This window comes from Haloactinomyces albus, assembly GCF_031458135.1.
In the GTDB taxonomy this organism is placed as follows: domain Bacteria; phylum Actinomycetota; class Actinomycetes; order Mycobacteriales; family Pseudonocardiaceae; genus Haloactinomyces; species Haloactinomyces albus.
Window position 1 is genome coordinate 118,962 of record NZ_JAVDXW010000001.1, and the last position, 22,477, is coordinate 141,438.

At 67.8% G+C, this 22,477-nt stretch carries 17 protein-coding genes and 1 tRNA gene; 15 read left to right on the forward strand and 3 right to left on the reverse strand.

Going from position 1 to position 22,477, the window contains the following annotated elements:
- Positions 1-18 precede the first annotated feature (18 nt).
- A complete protein-coding gene (locus JOF55_RS00585; RefSeq protein WP_310267869.1) occupies positions 19-1,602 on the reverse strand; it encodes an MFS transporter in 1,584 nt (527 codons plus the stop codon).
- Between the two features lie 106 nt (positions 1,603-1,708).
- Between JOF55_RS00585 and JOF55_RS00590 the strand changes: the two genes are divergently transcribed.
- The gene (locus JOF55_RS00590; protein ID WP_310267871.1) at positions 1,709-2,407 is read left to right on the forward strand and encodes a TetR family transcriptional regulator; all 699 of its coding nucleotides are present in this window, start codon (positions 1,709-1,711) and stop codon (positions 2,405-2,407) included.
- A gap of 141 nt (positions 2,408-2,548) precedes the next feature.
- Here the strand turns inward: JOF55_RS00590 and selD are convergent, their stop codons facing one another.
- Positions 2,549-3,565: a selenide, water dikinase SelD gene (gene selD / locus JOF55_RS00595; RefSeq protein WP_310267873.1), complete on the reverse strand. Its 1,017-nt coding sequence runs from the start codon at positions 3,563-3,565 to the stop codon at positions 2,549-2,551.
- Between the two features lie 57 nt (positions 3,566-3,622).
- Here selD and JOF55_RS00600 point away from each other — a divergent pair.
- The 5 genes from JOF55_RS00600 (at position 3,623) to JOF55_RS00620 (ending at position 6,639) form a co-directional block, all read left to right on the forward strand.
- Positions 3,623-3,718: transfer RNA gene (locus JOF55_RS00600), tRNA-Sec, on the forward strand.
- A gap of 282 nt (positions 3,719-4,000) precedes the next feature.
- The gene (locus JOF55_RS00605; protein ID WP_310267874.1) at positions 4,001-5,005 is read left to right on the forward strand and encodes a TerC/Alx family metal homeostasis membrane protein; all 1,005 of its coding nucleotides are present in this window, start codon (positions 4,001-4,003) and stop codon (positions 5,003-5,005) included.
- A 2-nt stretch (positions 5,006-5,007) separates the two neighbouring features.
- Entirely contained in the window at positions 5,008-5,133 is a 126-nt protein-coding gene (locus tag JOF55_RS00610; protein WP_310267875.1) for a hypothetical protein, read from the forward strand.
- A 196-nt stretch (positions 5,134-5,329) separates the two neighbouring features.
- Positions 5,330-6,037 (forward strand): YwaF family protein, encoded by a 708-nt coding sequence (locus tag JOF55_RS00615; protein ID WP_310267876.1) that lies wholly within the window; start codon positions 5,330-5,332, stop codon positions 6,035-6,037.
- On the forward strand, positions 6,034-6,639 hold the full coding sequence (locus JOF55_RS00620) for a hypothetical protein (protein ID WP_310267878.1): 606 nt from the start codon (positions 6,034-6,036) through the stop codon (positions 6,637-6,639). Before JOF55_RS00615 ends, JOF55_RS00620 begins: the two co-directional genes overlap by 4 nt.
- A 41-nt stretch (positions 6,640-6,680) precedes the next feature.
- On the opposite strand, the gene JOF55_RS00625 is transcribed toward JOF55_RS00620, so the two are convergent.
- Entirely contained in the window at positions 6,681-7,490 is an 810-nt protein-coding gene (locus JOF55_RS00625; protein ID WP_310267879.1) for an Fpg/Nei family DNA glycosylase, read from the reverse strand.
- A gap of 195 nt (positions 7,491-7,685) precedes the next feature.
- Here JOF55_RS00625 and selA point away from each other — a divergent pair, with 195 nt between their 5' ends.
- The 9 genes from selA to JOF55_RS00670 all read left to right on the forward strand — a co-directional run bounded on the left by selA (position 7,686) and on the right by JOF55_RS00670 (position 22,450).
- On the forward strand, positions 7,686-8,978 hold the full coding sequence (gene selA / locus JOF55_RS00630) for an L-seryl-tRNA(Sec) selenium transferase (protein WP_310267881.1): 1,293 nt from the start codon (positions 7,686-7,688) through the stop codon (positions 8,976-8,978).
- Positions 8,978-10,741, forward strand: coding sequence for a selenocysteine-specific translation elongation factor (gene selB, locus JOF55_RS00635; protein ID WP_310267884.1), 1,764 nt, complete (start codon positions 8,978-8,980; stop codon positions 10,739-10,741). Before selA ends, selB begins: the two co-directional genes overlap by 1 nt.
- 172 nt (positions 10,742-10,913) lie before the next feature.
- Positions 10,914-11,960, forward strand: coding sequence for a non-homologous end joining protein Ku (gene ku / locus JOF55_RS00640; RefSeq protein WP_310267887.1), 1,047 nt, complete (start codon positions 10,914-10,916; stop codon positions 11,958-11,960).
- A 163-nt stretch (positions 11,961-12,123) separates the two neighbouring features.
- Entirely contained in the window at positions 12,124-14,652 is a 2,529-nt protein-coding gene (locus tag JOF55_RS00645; protein WP_310267890.1) for an ATP-dependent Clp protease ATP-binding subunit, read from the forward strand.
- A 248-nt stretch (positions 14,653-14,900) separates the two neighbouring features.
- Positions 14,901-15,719: a 3-hydroxybutyrate dehydrogenase gene (locus JOF55_RS00650; RefSeq protein ID WP_310267893.1), complete on the forward strand. Its 819-nt coding sequence runs from the start codon at positions 14,901-14,903 to the stop codon at positions 15,717-15,719.
- Positions 15,720-15,794: 75 nt separating this feature from the next.
- Positions 15,795-17,150, forward strand: coding sequence for an MFS transporter (locus JOF55_RS00655; protein ID WP_310267895.1), 1,356 nt, complete (start codon positions 15,795-15,797; stop codon positions 17,148-17,150).
- A 466-nt stretch (positions 17,151-17,616) separates the two neighbouring features.
- The gene (locus tag JOF55_RS00660) at positions 17,617-19,974 is read left to right on the forward strand and encodes a helix-turn-helix domain-containing protein (RefSeq protein WP_310267898.1); all 2,358 of its coding nucleotides are present in this window, start codon (positions 17,617-17,619) and stop codon (positions 19,972-19,974) included.
- Between the two features lie 54 nt (positions 19,975-20,028).
- Complete coding sequence (locus tag JOF55_RS00665; protein WP_310267901.1) at positions 20,029-21,645, forward strand: molybdopterin-dependent oxidoreductase; 1,617 nt, start codon at positions 20,029-20,031, stop codon at positions 21,643-21,645.
- Positions 21,646-21,754: 109 nt separating this feature from the next.
- Positions 21,755-22,450 carry a fasciclin domain-containing protein gene (locus JOF55_RS00670; protein ID WP_310267904.1) on the forward strand — a complete coding sequence of 232 codons (696 nt, stop codon included), beginning with the start codon at positions 21,755-21,757 and terminating at the stop codon, positions 22,448-22,450.
- The last annotated feature ends 27 nt before the right edge of the window (positions 22,451-22,477 follow it).

Genomic DNA, 22,477 nt, shown 5'->3' on the forward strand with positions numbered 1-22,477 from the left:
AAATTGACCACGGAGGTCTCAGGACACGGTGGTGCCGGTGCGGCGGGGCAACCAAATCCAGGCGATGGCGGCAGCGATCAGGATCAGCCCGGCACCGGCGAGGTAGGCCGTCTGTGAGGCGCTCATCCACGAGGTGGCCACCTCCTGTGCGAGAGCCTGCCCGCGCTCACCCAGCGACTCGGCGACCATCATCCCACCGGGCAGCGAGGACTCCGCCATCTGCTGGGCTTGTTCGGGAAGCCCGGTCAGCGCACCACTCACCTGTGCCGCATAGCTGCCACCGAGGATGCTGCCGAGCACGGCCACGCCCAGTGCGGCACCGACCTCGCGAGTGACGTCGTTGGTGGCCGACCCCATGCCGGCGCGTTCCTTGGGCACATGCGCCATGAGCTGGTCGGTGGCCGGTGCCATGGCCAGTGACATGCCGGTCGCCGTCACGGCCAGCGGAATCAGCAGATGCCAGTAGCCGGACTCCACCGTCAGCGTGCTCAGACCCGCCATGCCCAGTGCGGCCACCACCAGTCCCCCGGCGATGGTCATCCGGGGCCCGAAGCGCCCGACGATGCGTGCCACCTGCGGCGCCACGACCATCATCATGACCGCCATCGGCAGCATCGTCGTCGAGGCACCCAGCGGGGTGTAGCCGTACACGATCTGCAGGGTCTGGCTCAACGCGAAGAACACCCCGATCATCGCGAAGAACACCAGCGTCAACGCCACGGCCGAGGCCGAGAAGCCGCTGCTGCGGAACAGCCGGACGTCGAGCATCGGATCGGTCACCCGTCGCTCCCAGACGACGAACGCGGCCACCAGCACCAGCCCGATCGCGACCATGACCAGGGTCTGCGGGGCCAGCCAACCGACGTGCTGGGCCTGGATCAGCGCGTAGACGACCAACGTGATGCCTGCCGTGGACAGCAACGCGCCGAGCAGGTCGAGGCCGCCGTGCCCGCCTCCCCGACCGGTGCGTGTCGGGACGTAGCGGATACCGCCCAGCACGGCGAGCACCACGACCGGGACGTTGATGGCGAACACCGACTCCCAGGAGTAGTACTGGATGAGCAGGCCCGCGATCACCGGGCCGAGTGCGCTCCCGGCTCCGGAGATCGCCGCCCAGATGCCCACTGCCCTGGTGCGTTCCCCACTGGGAAAGACACTGGTCAGCACCGACAACGTCACCGGCATGATCATCGCGCCGCCGAGGCCGAGCAAACCGCGTGCTGCGATCAGCTCGGCACTGGAGGTCACGAACAGCCACACGTACAGCGAGACCGCACCGAACAGCACCAGTCCGGCCTGCAACATGCGCTTGCGTCCGTAGCGGTCGGCCAGCGCCGAGGTCGTGAACAGCAGTCCGGCGAACACCAGCGCGTAGGCATTGGAAAACCACTGCTGTTCGGCCGTGGAAGCCCCCAGGTCCCGGGAGAGCATGGGCAGAGCCACGCTCAGCGAGGTATTGGCCAGCATCGTGGCCGACAGCGCCAGACACAGGACGATCAGCGTCGCCCAGCGCCGCCGATAGACCGCCACATCGATGCCCTCGGCCAGCGCGCCGCTCTCCCCTGTTGTCGCCGCACCATCGACCGTGTTGCTCCGAGACACCCGTGCTCCCCTTCCGACACCAACCATAGTATGGCAGTACTGCCATATGTCACTGGTGACACCAGGCACAGTTGACTCTCACCTGCTGAACGACGAACCTGACACCATGACGACTGCTGCAACCGAGGCAACCGAGGCAGCCGGGGCCGCCGAAGCCGGCGACGACACCGCCGCCGAAGCCCCGATGGGCAGGCGGCAACGCAAGGCCATCCGGACCCGGGCAAGCATCGAGGACGCCGCCCTGCGGTTGTTCACCGAGCAGGGCTTCGATGCCACGACGGTGGAGCAGATCGCCGAGGCCGCCGACATCGCACCCCGGACGTTCTTCCGCTACTTTCCGAGCAAGGACGCGGTCCTGTTCGGTGATCTCGGCGGTGAGACCGAGCGAATGCGGACGATCATGGACAGCCGCGCCTCCCACGAGCACCCCATGCGGTCCCTTGCCGCCGCGATGCTCGACGCCGCAGAGCGGATGGAACCCGACCGCGAGCAGCACCTGATGCGGGCCGAGCTACTCCACGCGCTGGACAACGCCGGAGACTACGAGCTGCACCTGCTGCGGCAGCAGTGGATGCAGGATGTGACGAACCTGGTCGCCGAACATCTCGGTGTCGATTCGGGCACCGACCCGCGTCCCGGTGCCTGGTCGATGACGCTGGTGAGCTGCTTCGGTTCCGCCATGCACGCCTGGCTCGTGCGCACCGACGACAGCATCACCCTGCGGCACATCCTCAGCGGGGTTCTCGCCGCCACATCCGAGGGGTTGGAACAGGCAACCGACGAGATCGCCTCAGCACCACGCTAACTCGTGTCCTGGTAGGTCTTGTGCTTCCGTCGTGACTGAGCACCGGTGGCCGACGAGCAGAGCTGTGCCGGTTTCGGTGCAACTGCGCGCCCGTGTGCCGGGGAGAGGGTGGAAGTTTCAGGGAAAACTTCCGAGTCTCCCTCAGCACACGGTGATCAGGTGTTCGCCCTGGGCAACGAGTTCACCAATTACCGGGGCGCCCGGCACCTCTCCGGCCACCAGCAAGCCGCCGGATGTCTGCGCATCGGCCAGCAGCAGCGCCTCCTGCTCGGCAACGGCCGACAGGTCGACGTGCGGGTACACCCAGTCCAGGTTGCGCCGGGTGCCGCCGCTGACATAACCGTCACGCAGCGCTTCCCGCGCTCCGTTCAGATACGGCACGGCAGTCGAATCCACGATCGCCGACACACCGCTGGCACGGGCCGTTTTGAGCAGATGTCCAAGCAGACCGAAGCCGGTCACGTCGGTGGCGCACACGACACCGGCGGCGACGGCGTCGGTGGCAGCACGAGCGTTGAGCGTCGTCATCGTCTCGACGGCCTCGTCGAAGACCTCGCCGGTGGCCTTGTGCCTGCTGTTGAGCACCCCGATACCCAGCGGCTTGGTCAGCGACAACGGCATCCCGGCCCGCCCCGCGTCGTTGCGCAGCAGCGCTTCGGGATTCCCCACGCCGGTGACCGCCATACCGTACTTGGGTTCGGGATCGTCCACACTGTGCCCACCCGCGACGGGACATCCCGCCTGCGCACCGATGTCGGCGCCGCCGCGCAGGACCTCCCGTGCCAGCTCGAACGGCAACACCTCGCGCGGCCAGGACAGCAGGTTCACCGCCACCGCAGGCCGGGCACCCATGGCATACACATCGGACAAGGCGTTCGCCGCCGCGATCCGGCCCCAGTCGTAGGCATCGTCGACCACGGGAGTGAAGAAGTCCGCGGTGGCCACCACGGCCGTGTCCCCCGCGATCCGGACAGCGGCGGCATCGTCCCCATCGTCGAGACCGACCAGCAGCTCCCCTCCGTCCGACTGCTGCGGTCCCGTGAGCCCGGCCACCACGGATTCCAGCTCACCGGGTGGAATCTTGCACGCACATCCGCCGCCGTGCGCGTACTGCGTCAACCGATACGTCCGATCCTGGGCAAGATCAAGGCTCGTCATCACTGGGAGGCTAGGGCATGTCGGCCGTGTGCGCACTCCACCGATATGGTGGCGCGTGGAGGCGTATGGGTGCCTGGTGGCCCCCGCGGTCTTCAAAACCGACGTGGCCGAGTACCTCGGTCAGGCGGGTTCGATTCCCGTCCGCCTCCGCCATCTTCTCCCCCGGCCTGTTCTCCCCGGTCGGCCCGAATGGGCAGCGGCAGCCCCGGAGACAACCTCCAGCGTCAACGCTGTGACAAGCACCACCCACTCGGCCCGGACGAACGCCGGGCACTCGACTGACCGAGCATTCCCGGGTGTGTTAGAAATTGGCACCGAGGGGAGTACTTCCTCGGGTCGGCCCGGTCAATACGGACATGTACTGGTGTCCCCGGGAGACCGTCCGCAGCGGGCGAAGGAGACCTCGAACGTGCATGCCGTTCGAGGAGGGATCCCGTGTCTGGTCCGACCGCTGTTCTCGCCGCCCCGGCTGAGTCGATCGGTTCACCGGTGTTGTGGGCAATCAGCATCGCTGTGCTGCTGGCCTTGCTGGCCACGGACTTTCTCATTACCCGCCGCCCGCACGAGGTCACGATGCGCGAGGCCGTGGGGTGGTCGGTGTTCTACCTCGCGCTGCCGTTCGTCTTCGCCGTGTTCCTGTGGATGGCCTACAGCAATGGGCAGGCGCTGGAGTTCGTCACCGGGTTCGTGGTGGAGAAGTCCCTGTCGGTGGACAACCTGTTCGTGTTCATGCTCATCCTGTCCGGCTTCGCCGTACCGGAAGCACTGCAGCAGCGCGTGCTGCTGTACGGCATCGTCGGCGCACTGGTGCTGCGCGGCATCTTCATCGCGGCCGGTGCCGCCCTGCTGCAGGCCGGCACCTGGGCATTCCTGGTATTCGGCGCGATCCTGTTCGTCACCGCCGCCAAGATCCTGCACGAAGCACTCACCGGCTCGGCCTTCGACCGCGATGTGTCGCAGCTGCGTTCGGTACGGCTGCTGCGCCGGCTGATGCCGGTCACCGACGACTACCGCGGCACCCAGCTGACGGTCCGCGAACAAGGTCGGCGCGCCCTGACCCCGCTGACGGTGGTGGTCGTGGCGGTATTCGCCACCGACGTGGTCTTCGCCATCGATTCCGTGCCCGCCATCTACGGAATCACCGAGGACCCGTACCTGGTGTTCGCCACCAACGCCTTCGCCCTGCTGGGCCTGCGTGCCCTGTACTTCGTGCTGCACCGGGCGCTGGCCAAGCTCATCCACCTCAACCACGGCCTGGCCCTCATCCTCGCGTTCATCGGCGTGAAACTGGTGCTGCACTGGGCCCACGGAGTCTGGCCGGCAGTGCCGACCGTGCCCACCCCGCTGTCCCTGGCGGTCATCGTGCTGATCCTGACCACCGTCACGCTGACCAGCCTGTACACCCGCCGCGGCTCGGAAGAAACCACATCCGGGAGCTGACCATGCTCGAGTTGTTCCTCGGAGTCGGGCTCATCGAACTCGGCGCGACCGTGCTTCTCCTGCTCGCCCTGCTGATCACCTGCACCGCCCTGTGGGATATCCACCCACCCAAAGGGCCCCAGCGGTAAGTAAAGCGGCAGGGTCGTGAATCGTCGTGAATCGTCGTGAATCACGGCCCTGCCGCCCTGCCGCCCTGACGTCCGCCCGGCCGCCCTGCCGCGTCGGCGAGGCACGCTGTGGCGGTGCGCCCGCCCGAGCCGAGGGAGTGCCCGCTCGGACGAGTGAGCTCGCCGAAGCATGTTCACCAGCCATACGCTGGGCGGCGTGGACCTACTCCAGTCGGAGCGGACGTTCTCGCCTTACGGTCCGTCCCACTGGGCGATTCTGCTCCTGGCCGCTGCCGTGGCGTCACTGCTCGTCGGGATCGGCCGCCACTACCAGGGGGCCCGGGCGACCAGGAGGATCTCCCGCGCATTCGCCGTGGTGATCGTGGCATTCCAGTTACCACTGCAGATCCGCAGTCTGCTGCCCGCACAGTGGAACATCCATCTGTCCTTGCCGTTGCACCTCAGCGATCTCGCCTGGATCACCGCCGCATACGCACTGTGGTCGCATCGGTGGTGGGCTCACGCACCGACCTACTACTGGGGGCTCACGCTGACCACGCAGGCCATGATCACGCCTGCGCTCGACGCTCCCGGCTTCCCGCACCTCGACTTCATCGAGTTCTGGGGCCACCACTGCCTGGTGCTGTGGGCCGCCATCTACCTCACCTGGGGGGTCGGGATGCGGCCGGATTGGCGCGGCTACGCCGCCACGATGGGGGTCACCCTGACCTGGACCGTGGTGACACTGGGAATCAACAGCCTGCTCGGCACCAATTACGGTTTCCTGAATCACAAGCCGTCGAATCCATCCCTGCTGGATCTCCTGGGGCCCTGGCCCTGGTACCTGGCGGTGGAATTCGTCGTCCTACTCGCCGGGTGGGCCCTGATCACCTGGCCGTGGACACGCTCGCACGCCGACCGATGACCAACCGGGGGCGCATGGAGGCCGAGCGCTTCGCCCTGGCGGTACGAACCCGAACCCTGCCCTGGCTCGATCACGCACTCGGCGCGCATGCGGCCGGGCCGCATGCGAGTCTGGCCGGCGTGAGTCGCTTCCGGAACACACTGACGATGCCGGGCGGACGAGAGACCCGCAAGGAACTGTTCCATGCGGGTATGCGCGGCGCGATCGCCGCGATGAGCATGAGTGGAATGCGCGCGTTCACCGTGCACGTGGGCCTGCTCAAGAGTACTCCCCCCGAGACGATCGTCGGTGAGCACGGGCCGGAAGTGCTGCGTGAGCTCTCGGTGGATGCGCGGCACGTTGTCGTGGAATTGCTGCACTGGACCTACGGCGCCGGTGGCGGTGCCGTGTTCGGCTCCTTACCCGATGCCATCCGCCAGCGCCCGTGGGCCGGGCCCATCTACGGAATGCTGCTGTGGTTCGGTTTCCAGGTGATCCTGGTACGTCTGCTGGACTTACCGCAGGAAAGTCGCCGTTCCATCCGGGAAAGAACCGCACTCGTGCTCGATCACGCCCTGTACGGAGCGATCCTGTCGGAACTGCGGCGGCGCCCCCAGCGCTGAGCCCCAGCAGCGCTGACCTCCCGTGCACGGGCCCGCCTGACTCACCGGGATCGGTCGGGTTGGCAGGCGGGACACCAGACGGTGCCGCGCCCGGCAATCCTGGCGCGTTGCAAGCGAGTCCGGCAGCGGGGGCACCGACCTTCCTGCTGATCACGGTGGCCGGTGAGCCACGACGGACGGTCCGGCACGAGCCCTGCCCGGCAGGACTGCCGCAACACCGACCGCGTTCTCCGGTGCAGCAGCCGCCATTGGGCCTCGTCGAGATCGGCGGTCGCGTGCGTCGGATGGATACACGCGTGCCACAGGATCTCGTCGACGCACAGGTTGCCCAGTCCCGCGATACTCGCCTGATCCATCAGCGCGGACTTGATCCGGCGGCGGGTGCGGGTGAGGCGCTGCTGATATTCGGCACGGGACACCTCGCCCGCGTCCGGCCCCAGCGCGCTCAGCCTCGTGTCCACATCGGACTGCTGCTGGGCCAGTTCGAGCCCGGTGAGCTTGCGCATGTCGCGGTAGCGAAGCTCGCCGCACGAGAACCGGAACACGAGCCGATCATGCGCGTGTCGGCTTTCCTCGAAGGAACACCACAGCAGCATCCCCGTCATCCCGAAATGCACCAGCACACACGGTGCTCCCCCGCCTGCGCCGGATGTGGGGGCCGTCGGCAGCAGTAACCATTTGCCGTGCCGTCGCGGCTCCGTGAAGTAGCGGCCACACAGGGTTCCGGTGAACTCGGCCACGCTGGAGGCGCGCACGACCTGGGCATCGTGCACCTCCACCGATTCCAGGCGATGGCCTTCGGCGTGCTGGGCCACACGGCGAAAACCTTCCACATCGGGCAGCTCGGGCACACTCGAGTCCTACCCTGTTCCTTGCGTTGTGCAGACCTCGACTCTCGTGGTGACGGAGTTTCGTTTCTCACGATTAATTTCATTCTACACTGAAGCAATAGTGATAACAGTTATATGAAGCTCATGTCGCCGGATGCCGGAATCGCGTTCGGTCACCGGCTCCGAGTGCCGATCCATGCCCGTATAGTGATCGGCATGCACGATCACCGACGGCGTGTACCGGGGACCGATCGGGTCCTGGAGGAACCGCAGGTCGCCCTCGCCGCCGTCCGTCTCGGCCAGGAGCGGGTCAAGCAGGCGATTCGTTCGGCACAGCAGCAGGCACGCGACGGAGGTATCGAACCGGAACAGGTGGTCGAGACCGTGCTGGCCGGACTTCCGGAGTCGGCCGCCTGCCTGCGGCACGTTCTCAACGCGACCGGCGTGCTGCTGCACACCAATCTCGGACGCGCACCGCTGTCGGAGGCGGCCGTGCGGGCGCTGGTGGGTGCGGCGGGCACCACCGATGTCGAACTCGACCTGAGCACCGGACAGCGTGGTCCCCGGGGCGCGGCGGCGATGGCCGCACTGCTCGATGCCGTTCCCTCGGCGGAGGCGGCGCATGTGGTCAACAACGGCGCGGCCGCCCTCGCGCTGGCTGCCACCGCGCTCGCGCAGGGACGCGAGATCGTGGTGGCACGCGGTGAAATGGTCGAGATCGGAGACGGGTTCCGGCTTCCCGATCTGCTGGCCTCCACCGGTGCGCGCCTGCGCGAGGTCGGCACCACCAACAGGGTGCATCTCGAGGACTACCGCGCCGCGCTCGGACCGGACACCGGTTTCGTCCTCAAGGTTCACCCTTCCAACTTCGTCATCAGCGGGTTCACCTCCTCGGTCCCGGTCGCGGAACTGAGCGGGCTCGACGCTCCCCTCGTGGTCGACATCGGCTCGGGGCTGCTGGGGCCGCATCCGGTCCTGACCGAGGAGCCCGATGCCACCACTCCCCTCGGCCAGGGGGCCGATCTGGTGACCGCCAGCGGCGACAAGCTGCTCGGCGGGCCGCAGGCGGGCTTGCTGCTGGGGCGAAAGGACACGGTGCATCGGCTTCGTCGACATCCGCTGGCCCGCGCGCTCCGGGTGGACAAACTGACTCTGGCCGCTCTCGAAGCCACTGTCGGCGGCCCGATCACACCGACGGAACGCTCGCTGCGGCAGACTCCGGCGGAGCTGCTGAATCGTGCCGAACGGATCACCGAAGTCCTCGCCGGAGCGGGACTTGCCGCCACGAGCCGACCCACCTCGGCGGCCGTCGGCGGGGGCGGCGCACCCGGGGTCGAGTTGCCCAGTGCGGCGGTCGTCCTGCCGCAGCGGTTCGCCGGGCGACTGCGCGCCGGGAATCCACCCGTCCTGGCACGCGTGGAACGCGGCCACTGCGTCCTCGACCTGTACGCGCTCGCCCCGGAGGACGAGGACGACCTGATCCGGGCGATCCTCGCAGTGGAGGACTGATGCACGTCATCGCCACCGCAGGGCACGTCGACCACGGCAAGTCGACGCTGATCCGGTCGCTGACCGGGATGGAACCCGACCGCTGGTCGGAGGAACGCCGCCGTGGCATGACGATCGACCTCGGCTTCGCGTGGACCACCACCGCCGAGGGCGACACGCTGGCGTTCGTCGACGTGCCCGGCCACGAGCGTTTCGTCCCGAACATGCTAGCCGGGGTCGGGCCGGTGCCCGCGGTGATGTTCGTCGTGGCCGCCGACGAGGGATGGATGCCGCAATCGAGCGAGCACCTGCAGGCACTGCACGCCCTGGGCGTCCGGCACGGCATCCTGGTCGTGACCCGCAGCGACCTGGCCGACCCCGAACCTGCTGTCGAGCAGGCCCGCCATCATCTCGGCGACACGTCGCTGTCGGAACTGCCGGTGCTCCGGGTCAGCGGTGCCACGGGCGAGGGCGTCGCCGAGCTGCGATCCGCGCTGGAGAGGCTGACAGGCGATCTCGCCCGCCCGGACCAGCACGCCGATCCCCGGTTGTGGGTGGACCGTGCGTTCACCATCCGCGGCACCGGGACCGTGGTGACCGGCACCCTGCCCGCCGGGACGCTCACGACCGGCAGGCAACTGCTGCTGTATCCCCACGGCCACGAGGTCACCGTGCGCGGGATGCAGTGCCTCGGAGTCGAGACCTCGCATGTCGAGGCCGTGGCGCGGGTCGCGGTGAACCTGCGTGGTGTTCGACTCGAGGACGTCGGTCGGGGCGACGTCCTCGCCCCGCCGGGGCTGTGGTTGAGCACCGACGTGCTCGACGTGCGGTTGCGCGGCGCCGACTCCCGGGAACTGCCCCGGCAGTTGATGCTGCACATGGGTGCGGCGGCCGTGCCCGTGCGGGTGCGTCCACTCGGCGCCGACACGGCACGGCTGGCCCTGCGCACCCCGCTGCCACTGCGGATCGGCGACCGCGCCCTGCTGCGTGATCCCGGCGGCCACCGGGTTCCCGCCGGGGTCGTCGTGCTCGATGTGCGGCCGCCTGCACTCCGGCGGCGAGGTGCGGGAACTCGCCGCGCCCGGGAACTCGAGGACATGGGCGAACGGCCCGATGGTGCGGCCGAACTTCGCCGCCGCCGCGTCGTCCGCGCCGACGAACTCACCGGGATGGGGGCCACACCGCCGTCCGGCGCCCCGCAACGCGGAGGCTGGTTGCTCGACCCGTCGCACCGTGACGCACTCGCCACGCGAGTGGTCGAGCTGTTGTCCGAGTATCACCGGGAGTACCCGTTGGAGGGTGGAATGCCCACCGAAGCCCTCCGGCGTGCCCTGCACCTGCCCGATGCGGCGCTGCTCATCCCCGTCCTGCGAGCGGTCACCTCGGCCGGGGTGACCGTCCAGGACGGCCGCGTGGGTCTGGGATCGGCCTCGCTGCCCGAGCACGTCCGTGACGCGTTGTCGGCCGTCCACCGCATCCTGGCCGACCGGCCTTTCGTGGCTCCCACCGCCGAGGAACTCGACGAGCTCGGACTGGGCGCCAAGGAGATCGCCGCCGCCGTCCGGGCCGGTGAACTCCTCAAGCTCGACCAGGGCATCGTGTTGCTTCCCGGAGCGCTGGATCAGGCAGTGCAGCGGCTGTCGCAGCTTCCCTCCCCCTTCACGCCGAGCCAAGCCAAGCAAGCCCTCGCCACCACGCGCCGAGTCACCATCCCGCTGTTGGAGACACTCGCACGCAGGCGCTACACCGAGCGGCTCGACGACGGTTCGCATCGTTTGCGGTGAGCACCGCATGCGCTTTCCGCCGTGCGGTTCGCAAGCCTGCGCGGTTTGAAATCCCGTCTCCCGGGCATCCCCGTGGTGGACCGGCCCGGCTGAAACGCGGTCCGCGGCGAGCTTGCCCGGCTGCGCGCGACCGCACAGCGACGGTGGTGCGCCACGCCGGAGGAGGCACGTCATGGCACACAAAGTCTGGACGGGATCGATCAACTTCGGTCTGGTGTCGATCCCCGTCGGTCTCTACAGCGCCACCGAGAACCACACCATCCACTTCAACCAGTACCAGCGCGGCACCACGGACCGAGTGCGCTATCGCCGGTTCAACGAGCGCACCGGCGCCGAAATCGACTACGACAACGTCGTCAAGGGCCGCGAGGTGGGCGGCACCCTGGTAACCGTGGAGCAGGAGGAGCTCGACGCCATCGCGCCGGGGCGCTCCCGCACGATCGACATCACCACTTTCGTCGATATCGCCGAGATCGACCCGGTGTATTTCCAGAAGACCTACTGGCTCGCCCCCGACAACGAGCAGCAGAACCGGCCGTACCACCTGCTGCGGCGAGCCCTGGACAGGACGAACCGGGTGGGCATCGCACGTTTCGTGCTGCGGGGGAAGGAGTATCTCACCGCGATCCGCGCCGACAGCACGGTCCTCGCCCTGGACACGCTGTTCTTCGCCGATGAGGTCCGGGACCCTTCCGAGGTCGTGGATACACGTGCGGCGAGTCAGTCGTTGTCGGGGCAGGAGCTACGCATGGCCACCGACCTCATCGAGTCCATGAGCGGCGACTGGCAACCACGGGACTACTTCGACACCTACACCGCGCGGGTCGAAAAACTCCTCGAGGACAAAAGTCGGGGCAGGCAACCGGAACCGGCGGCGACTCCGCCCGAGCCCACCGATGTCGTCGATCTCGCCGAAGCACTGCGCCGCAGCACCGATCAGACCCGCAACGGCCGCAGTACCGAGGAATCGGCGGCAACCGTATCGGAGACAGCCGACAGGGAACCTGCCTCCGATACGGAAAACCGAACACCTCGGCAGCGGACCGCGAGCACACCGCGGGATCCTTCCCAGCTCACCAAGAGCGAGCTGGACAGGCGAGCGCGGGAGCTGCAGATCAAGGGACGCTCCAAACTGAACCGGAAGGATCTGGAGAAGGCGGTCACCGAGTCGGCCGGAGCGGGCTCGGGACGCAGCCGCCGATCCCGGAAGGTGTCCTGACACCGCCGTGTCGCAAGCACGCACATGAGGGTCGGGTGTGGGCAGCACCATGATCCGCTTTGAGCGAACACGGCTCAGGAATCCCACGTGCCGCTGCTCATGTTTGGCCGGATGAGTTCCCTGGGAATGCTCATACCGGAGCTTGTGAAGGAAAGAGGTAGTAATGAGCAGCTTCTTCGGCCCTGGCGGGTACGGTCCGAGTCCCTTCGACGACTTCCTGGCCCGCTTCCTCGGGGGCCAGGGCGGCTCCCCTCAGCAGCCCATGCAGCGGGTCGACATCACCCGGCTCATGAGCCAGCAGGCACAGGAACTCGTGGCAACGGCCGCGCGGTTCACGTCCGAGCGCGGTGGCCGCGATCTCGACACACACCACCTGCTCTGGGCAGCGACACAGGTCGACACCACACACGGCATGCTGGACCGGGCAGGAGCCAACCCGGCTTCGATCGCCCAGGAAATCGAGCAGCGACTCCCGCAGGGGGAAAGCACCGAGCAACCGCCGGCACTGACCCCCGCGGCCAAGCGGGCACTGCTGGATTCCCACCAGATCGCCCGGGCTGTCGGCTCGTCCTACATCGGGCCGGATCACCTGCTGCTGGCGCTGGCGGCCAACCAGGAGTCCACGGCGGGACGGTTGCTGGCCTCGGCCCACGTCACCGTGGAGTCGCTGCAGTCCAGCGCCGCGGGGGGACGCTCCCAGCAGCAGCCCGCGAGTGAGGCACAGCAGACCAGTCCCACACCGACCCTGGATCAATACGGCCAGGATCTCACCGCCCGCGCACGCGAAGGTGGACTCGATCCGGTCATCGGACGGGGCGACGAGATCGAACAGACCGTGGAGGTTCTGGCTCGGCGCACGAAGAACAATCCCGTGCTCATCGGCGAGGCAGGGGTCGGTAAGACCTCCGTGGTCGAGGGCATCGCCCAGCGCATCACCGACGGCGAGGTGCCCGACGTGCTCTCCGGCAAGCGCGTGGTGCAGCTGGACCTGTCCGGCGTCGTCGCGGGCACCCGCTACCGGGGTGACTTCGAGGAGCGGATGAACAAGCTTCTCGACGAGATCAGCAAGCACAGCGACGATCTGATCATCTTCATCGACGAGTTGCACACCGTTGTCGGTGCCGGAGGTTCCGAAGGAGCCGTCGACGCGGGCAACATGCTCAAGCCGAAGCTGGCCCGCGGCGAGCTGCACGTCGTGGGCGCCACGACGCTGGACGAGTACCGCAAGAACATCGAGAAGGATGCGGCGTTGGAACGCCGCTTCCAGCCGATCGATGTCGCCGAGCCCAGCGTCGACGACACGGTGCAGATCCTGGGCGGCCTGCGGGACCGCTACGAGGCACACCACCAGGTGCGGTTCAGTGACGATGCCATCAGCGCCGCCGCGGATCTGTCCCACCGCTACATCACCGATCGATACCTGCCGGACAAGGCGATCGATCTGCTCGATCAGGCAGGCGCACGCAAGCGTCTGAGCACCAAGACGCCGACCACCGACGTGCGCGAACTCGAGCAGCAGGCCGATCAACTCCTGCGGGACAAGGCCCAGGCCGTGTCCAATGAGGAATACGAGCGGGCCTCGGAACTGCGGGACCGGATTTCCGAGGTGCAACGCAACATCCAGGAACAGCGGCAGGGCTCCGACGGCATCCCGGTGGTCGAATCCGGCGAGATCGCCGAGGTCGTCTCGCGCGCCACGGGCATTCCGGTCACCCAGCTGACCGAGGAGGAAAAGGGCCGGTTGATGCGGCTGGAAGAGCAGTTGCACCACCGCGTGGTCGGCCAGGACGAGGCGGTCCACGCCATCGCCAGGGCGGTGCGGCGCTCCCGTACCGGCATGGGCGACCCGAATCGCCCCACCGGTACGTTCCTGTTCCTCGGACCGACCGGTGTCGGCAAGACCGAACTGGCCCGCGCGCTGGCCGAATCGCTGTTCGGCGACGAGGAGCGCATGGTCCGCCTGGACATGAGCGAGTTCCAGGAGAGCCACACGGCCAGCCGGATGGTCGGCGCACCTCCGGGCTACGTGGGCTACGAGGAGTCCGGGCAACTCACCGAGGAGGTACGGCGCCGTCCCTACTCGGTGGTGCTGCTCGACGAGATCGAAAAGGCCCACACCGATGTGTTCAACATCCTGCTGCAGGTCATGGAGGACGGCCGTCTCACCGACGGCCAGGGTCGCACGGTGGACTTCAAAAACACCGTTCTGATCATGACCAGTAATCTCGGCTCGGACATCATCTCGAACCGCTCCGGCGTGATCGGATTCAGCAGCCGGGAGAAGGATCAGGCCGAGGAGCCCGCCCGGGATCGGCTGATGGCCCGCCTTCGGGAGTCGTTCCGGCCGGAGTTCCTCAACCGCATCGACGAGATCGTCATGTTCCGCAAGCTGGAGGGCGAGCAGCTCCGGCGGATCACCGAGTTGATGCTGGACGAGACGAAGCAGCGGTTGCAGTCCCAGGACATCGACGTCGAGTTCGATCGTCCCGCCGTGGACTGGCTGACCGAACACGGCCACCAGCCCGAGTACGGGGCTCGCCCGCTGCGGCGCACCATCCAGCGCGAGATCGACGACGCACTGTCGGATCTGCTGCTGGAAGGAAGGCTGGAACACGGACAGCGGGTGGAAGTCGACGCGGCCGACGGGCAGCTCCGGTTCTCGGTGCAGCCTGCCGAACCCGCGTCCTCGTGATCGCGGAAATCGTGGTCACCCCGTGATCACGAGACGGCGCCTGCCGAGCGTCCGGTAGGTGACCGGCACCGCCGCGTACTTTCCGACGCGGCATGCGGCTTACGAAAGTGTGTTCGGCAGCACACTTTCGTAAGCCGCTTTTTCTCGCCGGCAACACGAGCGGTATGGACCACAACCACACATCAATGCCGGAGTATGTCCTCGGAACACATAGGTATGCAGGTGTGCGGTAGCTAACGTGCTCCGGTATGACGGATGCCGAGCCACCCAGCGCTTTCCCGCACGGCGCCGCCGCTCCCCCACCGAACGGCGACACCGGCGAGTCCGGCCTTTCCGCAACGACGGCACTGGTCACCGGCGCCGGTAGCGGGATCGGCAAAGCCTGCGCGCGGACGCTGGCAGCCGCGGGCGCGCAGCTCCACGTTCTCGATCGCGATGCCGAGTCGGTCAAGCGGACCGCGAGCGAAGCCGGGGGCACGGCGCACGTGGCCGATCTGGCCGATCCCGGCACCATCGCGGATCTGCCCGCCGACATCGACGTTCTCGTCAACAACGCCGGGCTCCAGCACGTGGCCCCGATCCACGAGTTCCCCCCGGAAACCTTCACCCTGATCCAGCAGATCATGGTGACCGCCCCGTTCCTGCTGATGCGGCACTGCCTGCCGCACATGTACACCCGGGGCTGGGGCCGCGTGGTCAACATCTCCAGTGTCCACGGCATCCGCGCCAGCCCGGACAAATCGGCCTACGTGGCGGCCAAGCACGCTCTTGAGGGAATGAGCAAGGTCGCCGCGCTGGAAGGGGCTGCACACGGTGTCACCAGCAACTGCGTGGATCCCGGCTACGTGCGCACGCCGCTGGTGCAGGACCAGATCGACGCGCAGGCCCGCCAACGGGGCATCGCCCCCGAGGAGGTCACCGACCAGGTGTTCCTGCAGCGAACCGCGATCAAGCGACTCATCGAACCCGAGGAGGTGGCCGCGCTCGTGGGATGGCTGTGCACGCCGATGGCCGGCTACATCACCGGCGCGTCCATCCCCATCGACGGGGCCTGGAGCGCCCACTAGTTCAGGAGGCGCCCGGCCCGAGTTACCACCCGCTTTTCGTCCACACAATCCGTCCACGCAGGAAGCGGTAACGCCATGTCCGCACCATCACCAGCGCAAGCAGAACCGTCCCGCCGGTCGATCTTCAAGATCGTCGGCGCCAGCATGATCGGCACGACCATCGAGTGGTACGACTTCTTCCTCTACGGGTCGGCCGCGGCACTGGTCTTCAATGTCCTGTTCTTTCCTTCCGGAGACCCACTGATCGGAACGCTGCTGGCGTTTTCCAGCTATGCGATCGGATTCGTGTTCCGCCCACTCGGTGGGCTGGTATTCGGGCATTTCGGCGACAAGATCGGCCGCAAGAAACTGCTCGTCATCAGCCTGCTGATGATGGGAGGCTCCACCTTCGCGGTCGGGCTGATGCCCACCTATGCCACCATCGGCATCGCCGCGCCGATCCTGCTGACCCTGCTGCGCGTCATCCAGGGGTTCGCCCTCGGCGGCGAATGGGGCGGAGCCGTGCTCATCGTCTCCGAGCACGGTGACAGTCAGCGCCGCGGTTTCTGGGCCTCCTGGCCGCAAGCCGGCGTGCCCACCGGCAATCTGCTGGCCACCGCCGTCCTCGCGATTCTGGCGGCGGTGCAGACCAATGCGGCATTCCTGGCCTGGGGATGGCGCATTCCGTTCCTGTTGTCGGGCCTGTTGGTGCTCGTCGGATTGTGGATCCGGCTGGCGGTCAGTGAATCGCCGGTGTTCACCGCTGCCGCCGAGCGGGCCAAGGACAAGGACGAGCCGGAGCAGATGCCGATCGTGCGGGTGCTGCGCTACCAGTGGCGCGAAGTCCTGATCGCTTCGGGGGCCCGGTTCGCGGAAAACGTGTGCTACTACGTCATCACCGCGTTCATCCTCACCTACATCACGAGCGCACTGGATCTGCCGAGAGGGATGGCCCTCAACGCGGTGCTCATCGCCTCCGCGGTGCACTTCGTGGCCATCCCGCTGTGGGGAATGCTGTCGGACCGGCTCGGACGCAAACCCGTCTACCTGATCGGTTCCCTCGGCACCGGCGCGTGGACCTTCGCGTTCTTCGGACTGCTGGACACGAAGTCGTTCGCGCTCATGACGCTGGCGGTCACCGTGGGGCTGGTCCTGCACGGGGCCATGTACGGCCCGCAGGCGGCGTTCATGTCGGAACTGTTCGGCACGCGGGTGCGGTACTCGGGTGCCTCGATCGGTTACCAGCTCGCCTCGGTCGTGGCGGGAGGGCTCGCACCCACGATCGCCGTGGCATTGCTGGCCGTGTTCGGCAGCTGGGTGCCGATCGCGCTGTATGTGGCCGCAGGGGCGGTGCTGACTTCGGTGGCCATCCTCTTCGCCACCGAGACCCGGGGCAGCTCGCTCGTCGACGCCGATGCCGACGAAGAGCCGGGCGTGCCCGCGAATCGGTAATCACGAAAGACGGGCGATCCCGGCCGCACCGCGACGTGCCGGGATCGCACGTCGTCCCGCAACCGGGTCCGTCCGGGTCGCGCATCGACCTTGCCGCCTGGTTACGGTCCCCGGCAGTCCACTGCCGACACGAGGCTGCCACGGTCGGTCTCCCCGTACGGACGGTCGAGTTCCGTTTCTCGCTCGTCCAACCGGGAATGGTCCACTGAGCACTTGACGCCCCTGTGGTGGCCTCGCCCCCCGAGGCGGGTTACTGAACAGAGTCACCCGACAAACTCGCTCGATAGGGTTGGCAGTACCCGCACGTTCACCTTCGCCGAGTCCCCGGCACAGCAGAGCCGAGCCGGCAACGCTGTGATCGTCGTACACGGGCTGAACCCGAGCACACTGCCCGAAGACCGCTGAACGCGATGCCCGCCGGCGGTGTCGCCGCAGGCGGCGGTAGCACCGCAGGCATCGAGCAGCCGTGGCTGTTCGGGGTCGGGAGTGCCGCGCTGCTGGCCGCCGCGGGCACGGTCGTGGCAGGACGACCTGGAGCACTGGCCGTTTCCCAGCCGGCCCCGGCTATGACATCGCCGTCTGGTACCACGGTTCACCGTTCCCCGGAGCCATGGGTACCTCGATCATCGAAGGCCACGTCGACTCCGCCACCGGCGGTCCCTCGGTGTTCTACCGCCTCGGTGCACTACGGCCCGGTCAGACGATCAGCATCGACCGTGCTGACGGCACCACCGCCGTGCTCCGCCTCGACCACGTCGAGCAGTACCCGAAACACGCTTTCCCGACCCGGCAGGTCTACGCCCACACGAGCACCCCCCAGTTGCGCCTGATCACGTGCGGCGGGGCTGGTCAATTTCTCGCGAAATTGACCCACCCGGCCGCACCGCAACGTGCCGGGATTGCCCGTGGTGCCAGGATGAGCACCATGCAAGACCCGGCCGAGCATCTGTTGGACCTGTTCGAGCTACTCACCGGCGACGGTACGAGCGAGCAGCTCGCCCGGGTTCCGGCGACGGCCCGCGCGGCGGGAGTCGATACGACCGCTCTGGCGCGGATCGAGCGAGCCGGTGTGCTCGCCCTACGCCTGCGCCACACGCTCACCGAGCACCGTCGCCGCGAAGCCGAACTGGCAGCGCTGTTCGACACCGCCGGTGACCTCGCGCGGGTCCGCGACGTGGATGCGGTACTGCGCGCGATCGTGCACCGCGCCCGCATGTTGCTGGGTACCGACATCGCCTACCTCAGCCTCAACGACGACGGCGAGGGCTCCACCTACATGCGGGTCACCGACGGCTCGGCCTCGGCACTGTTCCAGCAGGTCAGACTCGGGATGGGTGAAGGTCTGGGCGGTCTTGTGGCACAGACGGTGCGGCCCTATGCCACTCCCTCCTACTTCGACGACGAGCGATTCAACCACACCGAAGCCATCGATGCGGCCGTGCGCGACGAGCGACTGGTGGCCATTCTCGGCGTCCCGCTCAAGCTCGGTAGCTCCGTGATCGGCGTGCTCTACGCCGCCGAGCGGAACTCCCGGAAGTTCTCCCCCGACGAAGTGGCTCTGCTGTCCTCACTGGCCGACCATGCCGCGATCGCCATCGACACCGCCCGGCTGCTCGAGGAAACCCGCAGCGCGCTGACCGAACTCAACACCGCCCACGACACGATCCGCAATCACAACGAGGCGATGCGCCGCGCGGAACAGGCCCACGACCGGCTCACCGACCTGGTGTTGCGTGGCGCCAATGTTCCGGAAGTCGCCGGAGCGGTCGCGGAGGTGCTCGGCGGCGGCATTCTCGTGCACGATGCCGAAGGAACCGAACTGGCCCGGATCGATACCACACCATTGCCACCGCACGCACCGTCGGTCCGACGTTCGCGCACCAGCGGCCGGGCCGTGATGTGGCAGGACAACTGGGTCTGTGCCGTGCTGGCAGGTCCGGAACTGCTCGGCAGTCTCACTCTGGCAGGCCGTGGCGAACTGGCCGATGCCGACCGGCGGTTGTTCGAGCGCGCCGGAGTCGTCACCGCACTGCTGTTACTGCTGCAGCGCTCGACCGCCGAGGCCGAGGACAAGGTGCGCGGTGAACTCGTCACCGATGTGCTGACCACCTCCGAACGGGATCGTGCCGGCGTGCTCGCCCGAGCACGGCGGATCGGCGTCGATCTCAACGCCGCGCAAGTCGTGGCGGTGGCACACACCGGCGCGGCCGATCGCGAGCGGTTGGCCGCCGCGGCCTCCCGCTATGCCACCCAGGCGGGTGGGCTGGCCGGAGCGCACGGCAAGCACGTGGTCCTCGTGCTCCCTGCCCGCGACGCCGGTGCCACCGCGAACACGGTCGTACGGGAACTACGCGCCGCTGTGGGCGATCCGGTCACGGTCGGCGCCGCGGGCCCGTCCGAGGGGATCGACTCGGTTGCCGATACCCACGCCGAGGCTGCTCGCTGCCTGGAGGCGATGCTGACCCTGGGCAAACAAGGGCAGGGCGCCGCGCTGGCCGACCTCGGATTCCTCGCGGTCCTGCTCGGTGACCGCACCGACCTCACAGGCTACGTCGCCGACACGCTCGGGGCGGTGCTGGACTACGACGCCCGCCGGGGCACCGATCTCGTGCACACTCTCGAGAGCTACTTCGCCTGCGGCAGCAACCTCACCCGCACCGGCCAGGTGCTGCACGTCCACGTCAACACCGTGACCCAGCGACTGGAGCGCATCGCCACCCTGCTCGGTGCGGACTGGCACCATCCCGAGCGCGCCCTGGAGATTCAGCTCGCGCTGCGCCTGCACCACCTCACCCACCGGAGCCGCTCGACCGCTGCGGACTGAGCGCCCGCCATCCCTACCACCAATCCCGGCGGCACGCGACTCCGAATACCGGGTATGACGACTCCGAAGCGCAATAACCGGCTCGGCCTGCCCTCCGCGGCGCTGGTCGGTGTTCTGGCGGCGGCTTCGGCACTGGCGGCCGGGCATCTCGCGGCAGGGCTGATCGCTCCGCGCTCCTCGCCGTACCTGGCGGTGGGCAACACCGCGATCGATCTGACTCCCCAGCCGGTGAAGTCGATGGCCATCGACCTCTTCGGGACGGCGGACAAGGTGGCCCTGCTGGTGGGCATGGCTCTGGTCATGCTGCTGCTGGCCGTGGCGGCCGGGATGCTCTCGCGCCGTGGTCCGGTGCCGGGAATGGTGCTGATCGGATTGGTCGGTCTTGTCGGCATGGCCGCCGCTGCGGCACAGGACCTCGGTCCGCTCGGGCTGGTGGCTCCGGTACTCGCGACGTTGGCCGGCGTCGGTGCCTTCGATTTCCTGCATCGGGCCACCCGTGCACGTGCCGCGAGCCCCGCAGAAAGGCGGTCCCCGGAAAACGACGCCGCCACGCCCGGCGACATCGACGAGCAGCACGCCGAACGGGCAGGCGGAGACAGCGGGAGCACGGGCAGGCGCCGTTTCCTGATGTCCTCGGCCACGGTGGCCGTCGCCGCCGGGGCTGCAGGCTTCGGCGGACAGGTGCTGGCCGACCGGAAGGGCGTCCGAGCATCCCGGCAAGCGGTGGGCCCGCTCGTTCCCGCACGGAGAGCACCAACGATCCCGCCGGGAGCCGACTTCACCAAGTCGGGCACGCCGCCCTTCATCACCCCGAATCCGGACTTCTACCGGATCGACACCGCACTGAGCGTTCCGCAGGTCGGTACCGAGGACTGGCACCTCCGGGTGCACGGAATGGTCGAGAAGGAGCTGAACTGGACCTTCGACGATCTGATGCGGCGGCGCCTGGTCGAGAAGACGATCACGATGACCTGTGTGTCGAATCCGGTCGGTGGGCCCTACATCTCCACCGCGAACTTCATCGGCGTTCCCCTCCGCGATGTGCTGCTGGAAGCCGGGGTGCGTCCCGGCGCCGAGCAGGTCTTCAGCACCAGCGTGGACGGCTTCACCGCAGGAACCCCGGTCGATGCCCTGCTGGATCCCGACCGGGGTGCCCTGCTCGCGGTGAGCATGAACGGCACGCCGCTGCCCGCCGAGCACGGCTTTCCGGTGCGCATGGTCACGCCCGGTCTGTACGGCTATGTGTCGGCCACCAAGTGGCTGACCGACCTGGAACTGACCACCTGGGACAAGAGGACGTACTGGGAGGAACGCGGCTGGGCCGAGCGAGCGCCGATCAAGACCCAGTCCCGTATCGATACCCCACTCGGTTTCGGGAAGGTCCCGGCGGGACGGGTCACCGTGGCGGGGATCGCCTGGGCCCAGACGGTCGGCATCGCCCGCGTCGAGGTCCGCGCCGACGGCGGACCGTGGAAGGACGCGCAGCTGGCGGATCCGGTCAATATCGATACCTGGCGGATGTGGCGAACCGAGCTGGACCTGTCCCCGGGAGGTCACACCATCGAATGCCGCGCCACCGACCGCTCGGGGTATACGCAGACGCCGGAGCGCGTGCCGGTGGTTCCGGACGGGGCCACCGGCTGGCACTCGGTGTTTTTCACGGCCACATAGCGACAGTCGTAACCAAACCGTGACCTTTTGCGGGGCAATCCAAGCCACCACCGAACACGAATACCCATCACAAGGACGATTTCAGTCCCTTCAAGGAGATTCGATCGTAATGAAGAGCACTCTTCGCCGCGGTGCCGTGACCGGTGCCGCCACCTCCCTCGCACTCCTGCTGGCCGCCTGCGGCGGCGGCTCCCAAGCCGGTGACCAGGGCGGCGGTGGTCAGGAGCAATCCGCGCCGCAGTCCCAGGCGAGCCAGCAGGGATCGTCGGGAGGATCGGAGAACATGGCCCAGGGGGTCACCACCCCCGCCGACATCTATGGCCCCGCGGCTTCAAAGGTCCCCACCGAGGCGAGCAACGAGGGCTCGGTGCAGGGCATGATGGACGATCCGGTGGGCACCGCCGCGAGCAACAACCCGCTGCTGACGAGCCTCACCAAGGCCGTGCAGACCGCCGGGCTGGTGGACACGCTCAACAAGCCCAACGCCGGCTACACGGTCTTCGCCCCGGCGAACTCGGCGTTCGAGAAGCTGCCGCAGGAGACCCTCGACGCGCTGCTGACCGATCCGGCCAAGAAGGAGCAGCTCACCAACATCCTCACCTACCACGTGGTGCCCAAGAGGATGGACGCCGAGTCCCTCGGCCAAGCCGGAAGCGTCAAGACAGTGCAGGGCAAGGAGATCACCATCTCCGGCTCGGGCAAGAACATCGCGGTCAACGGCGCCAAGGTGCTGGTCGGTAACGTGCCCACGGCCAACGCCACGGTGTTCGTCATTGACGAGGTTCTGATGCCGTCGAAGAACTGACGACCGAGCACCACTGCCCCGAGTCAC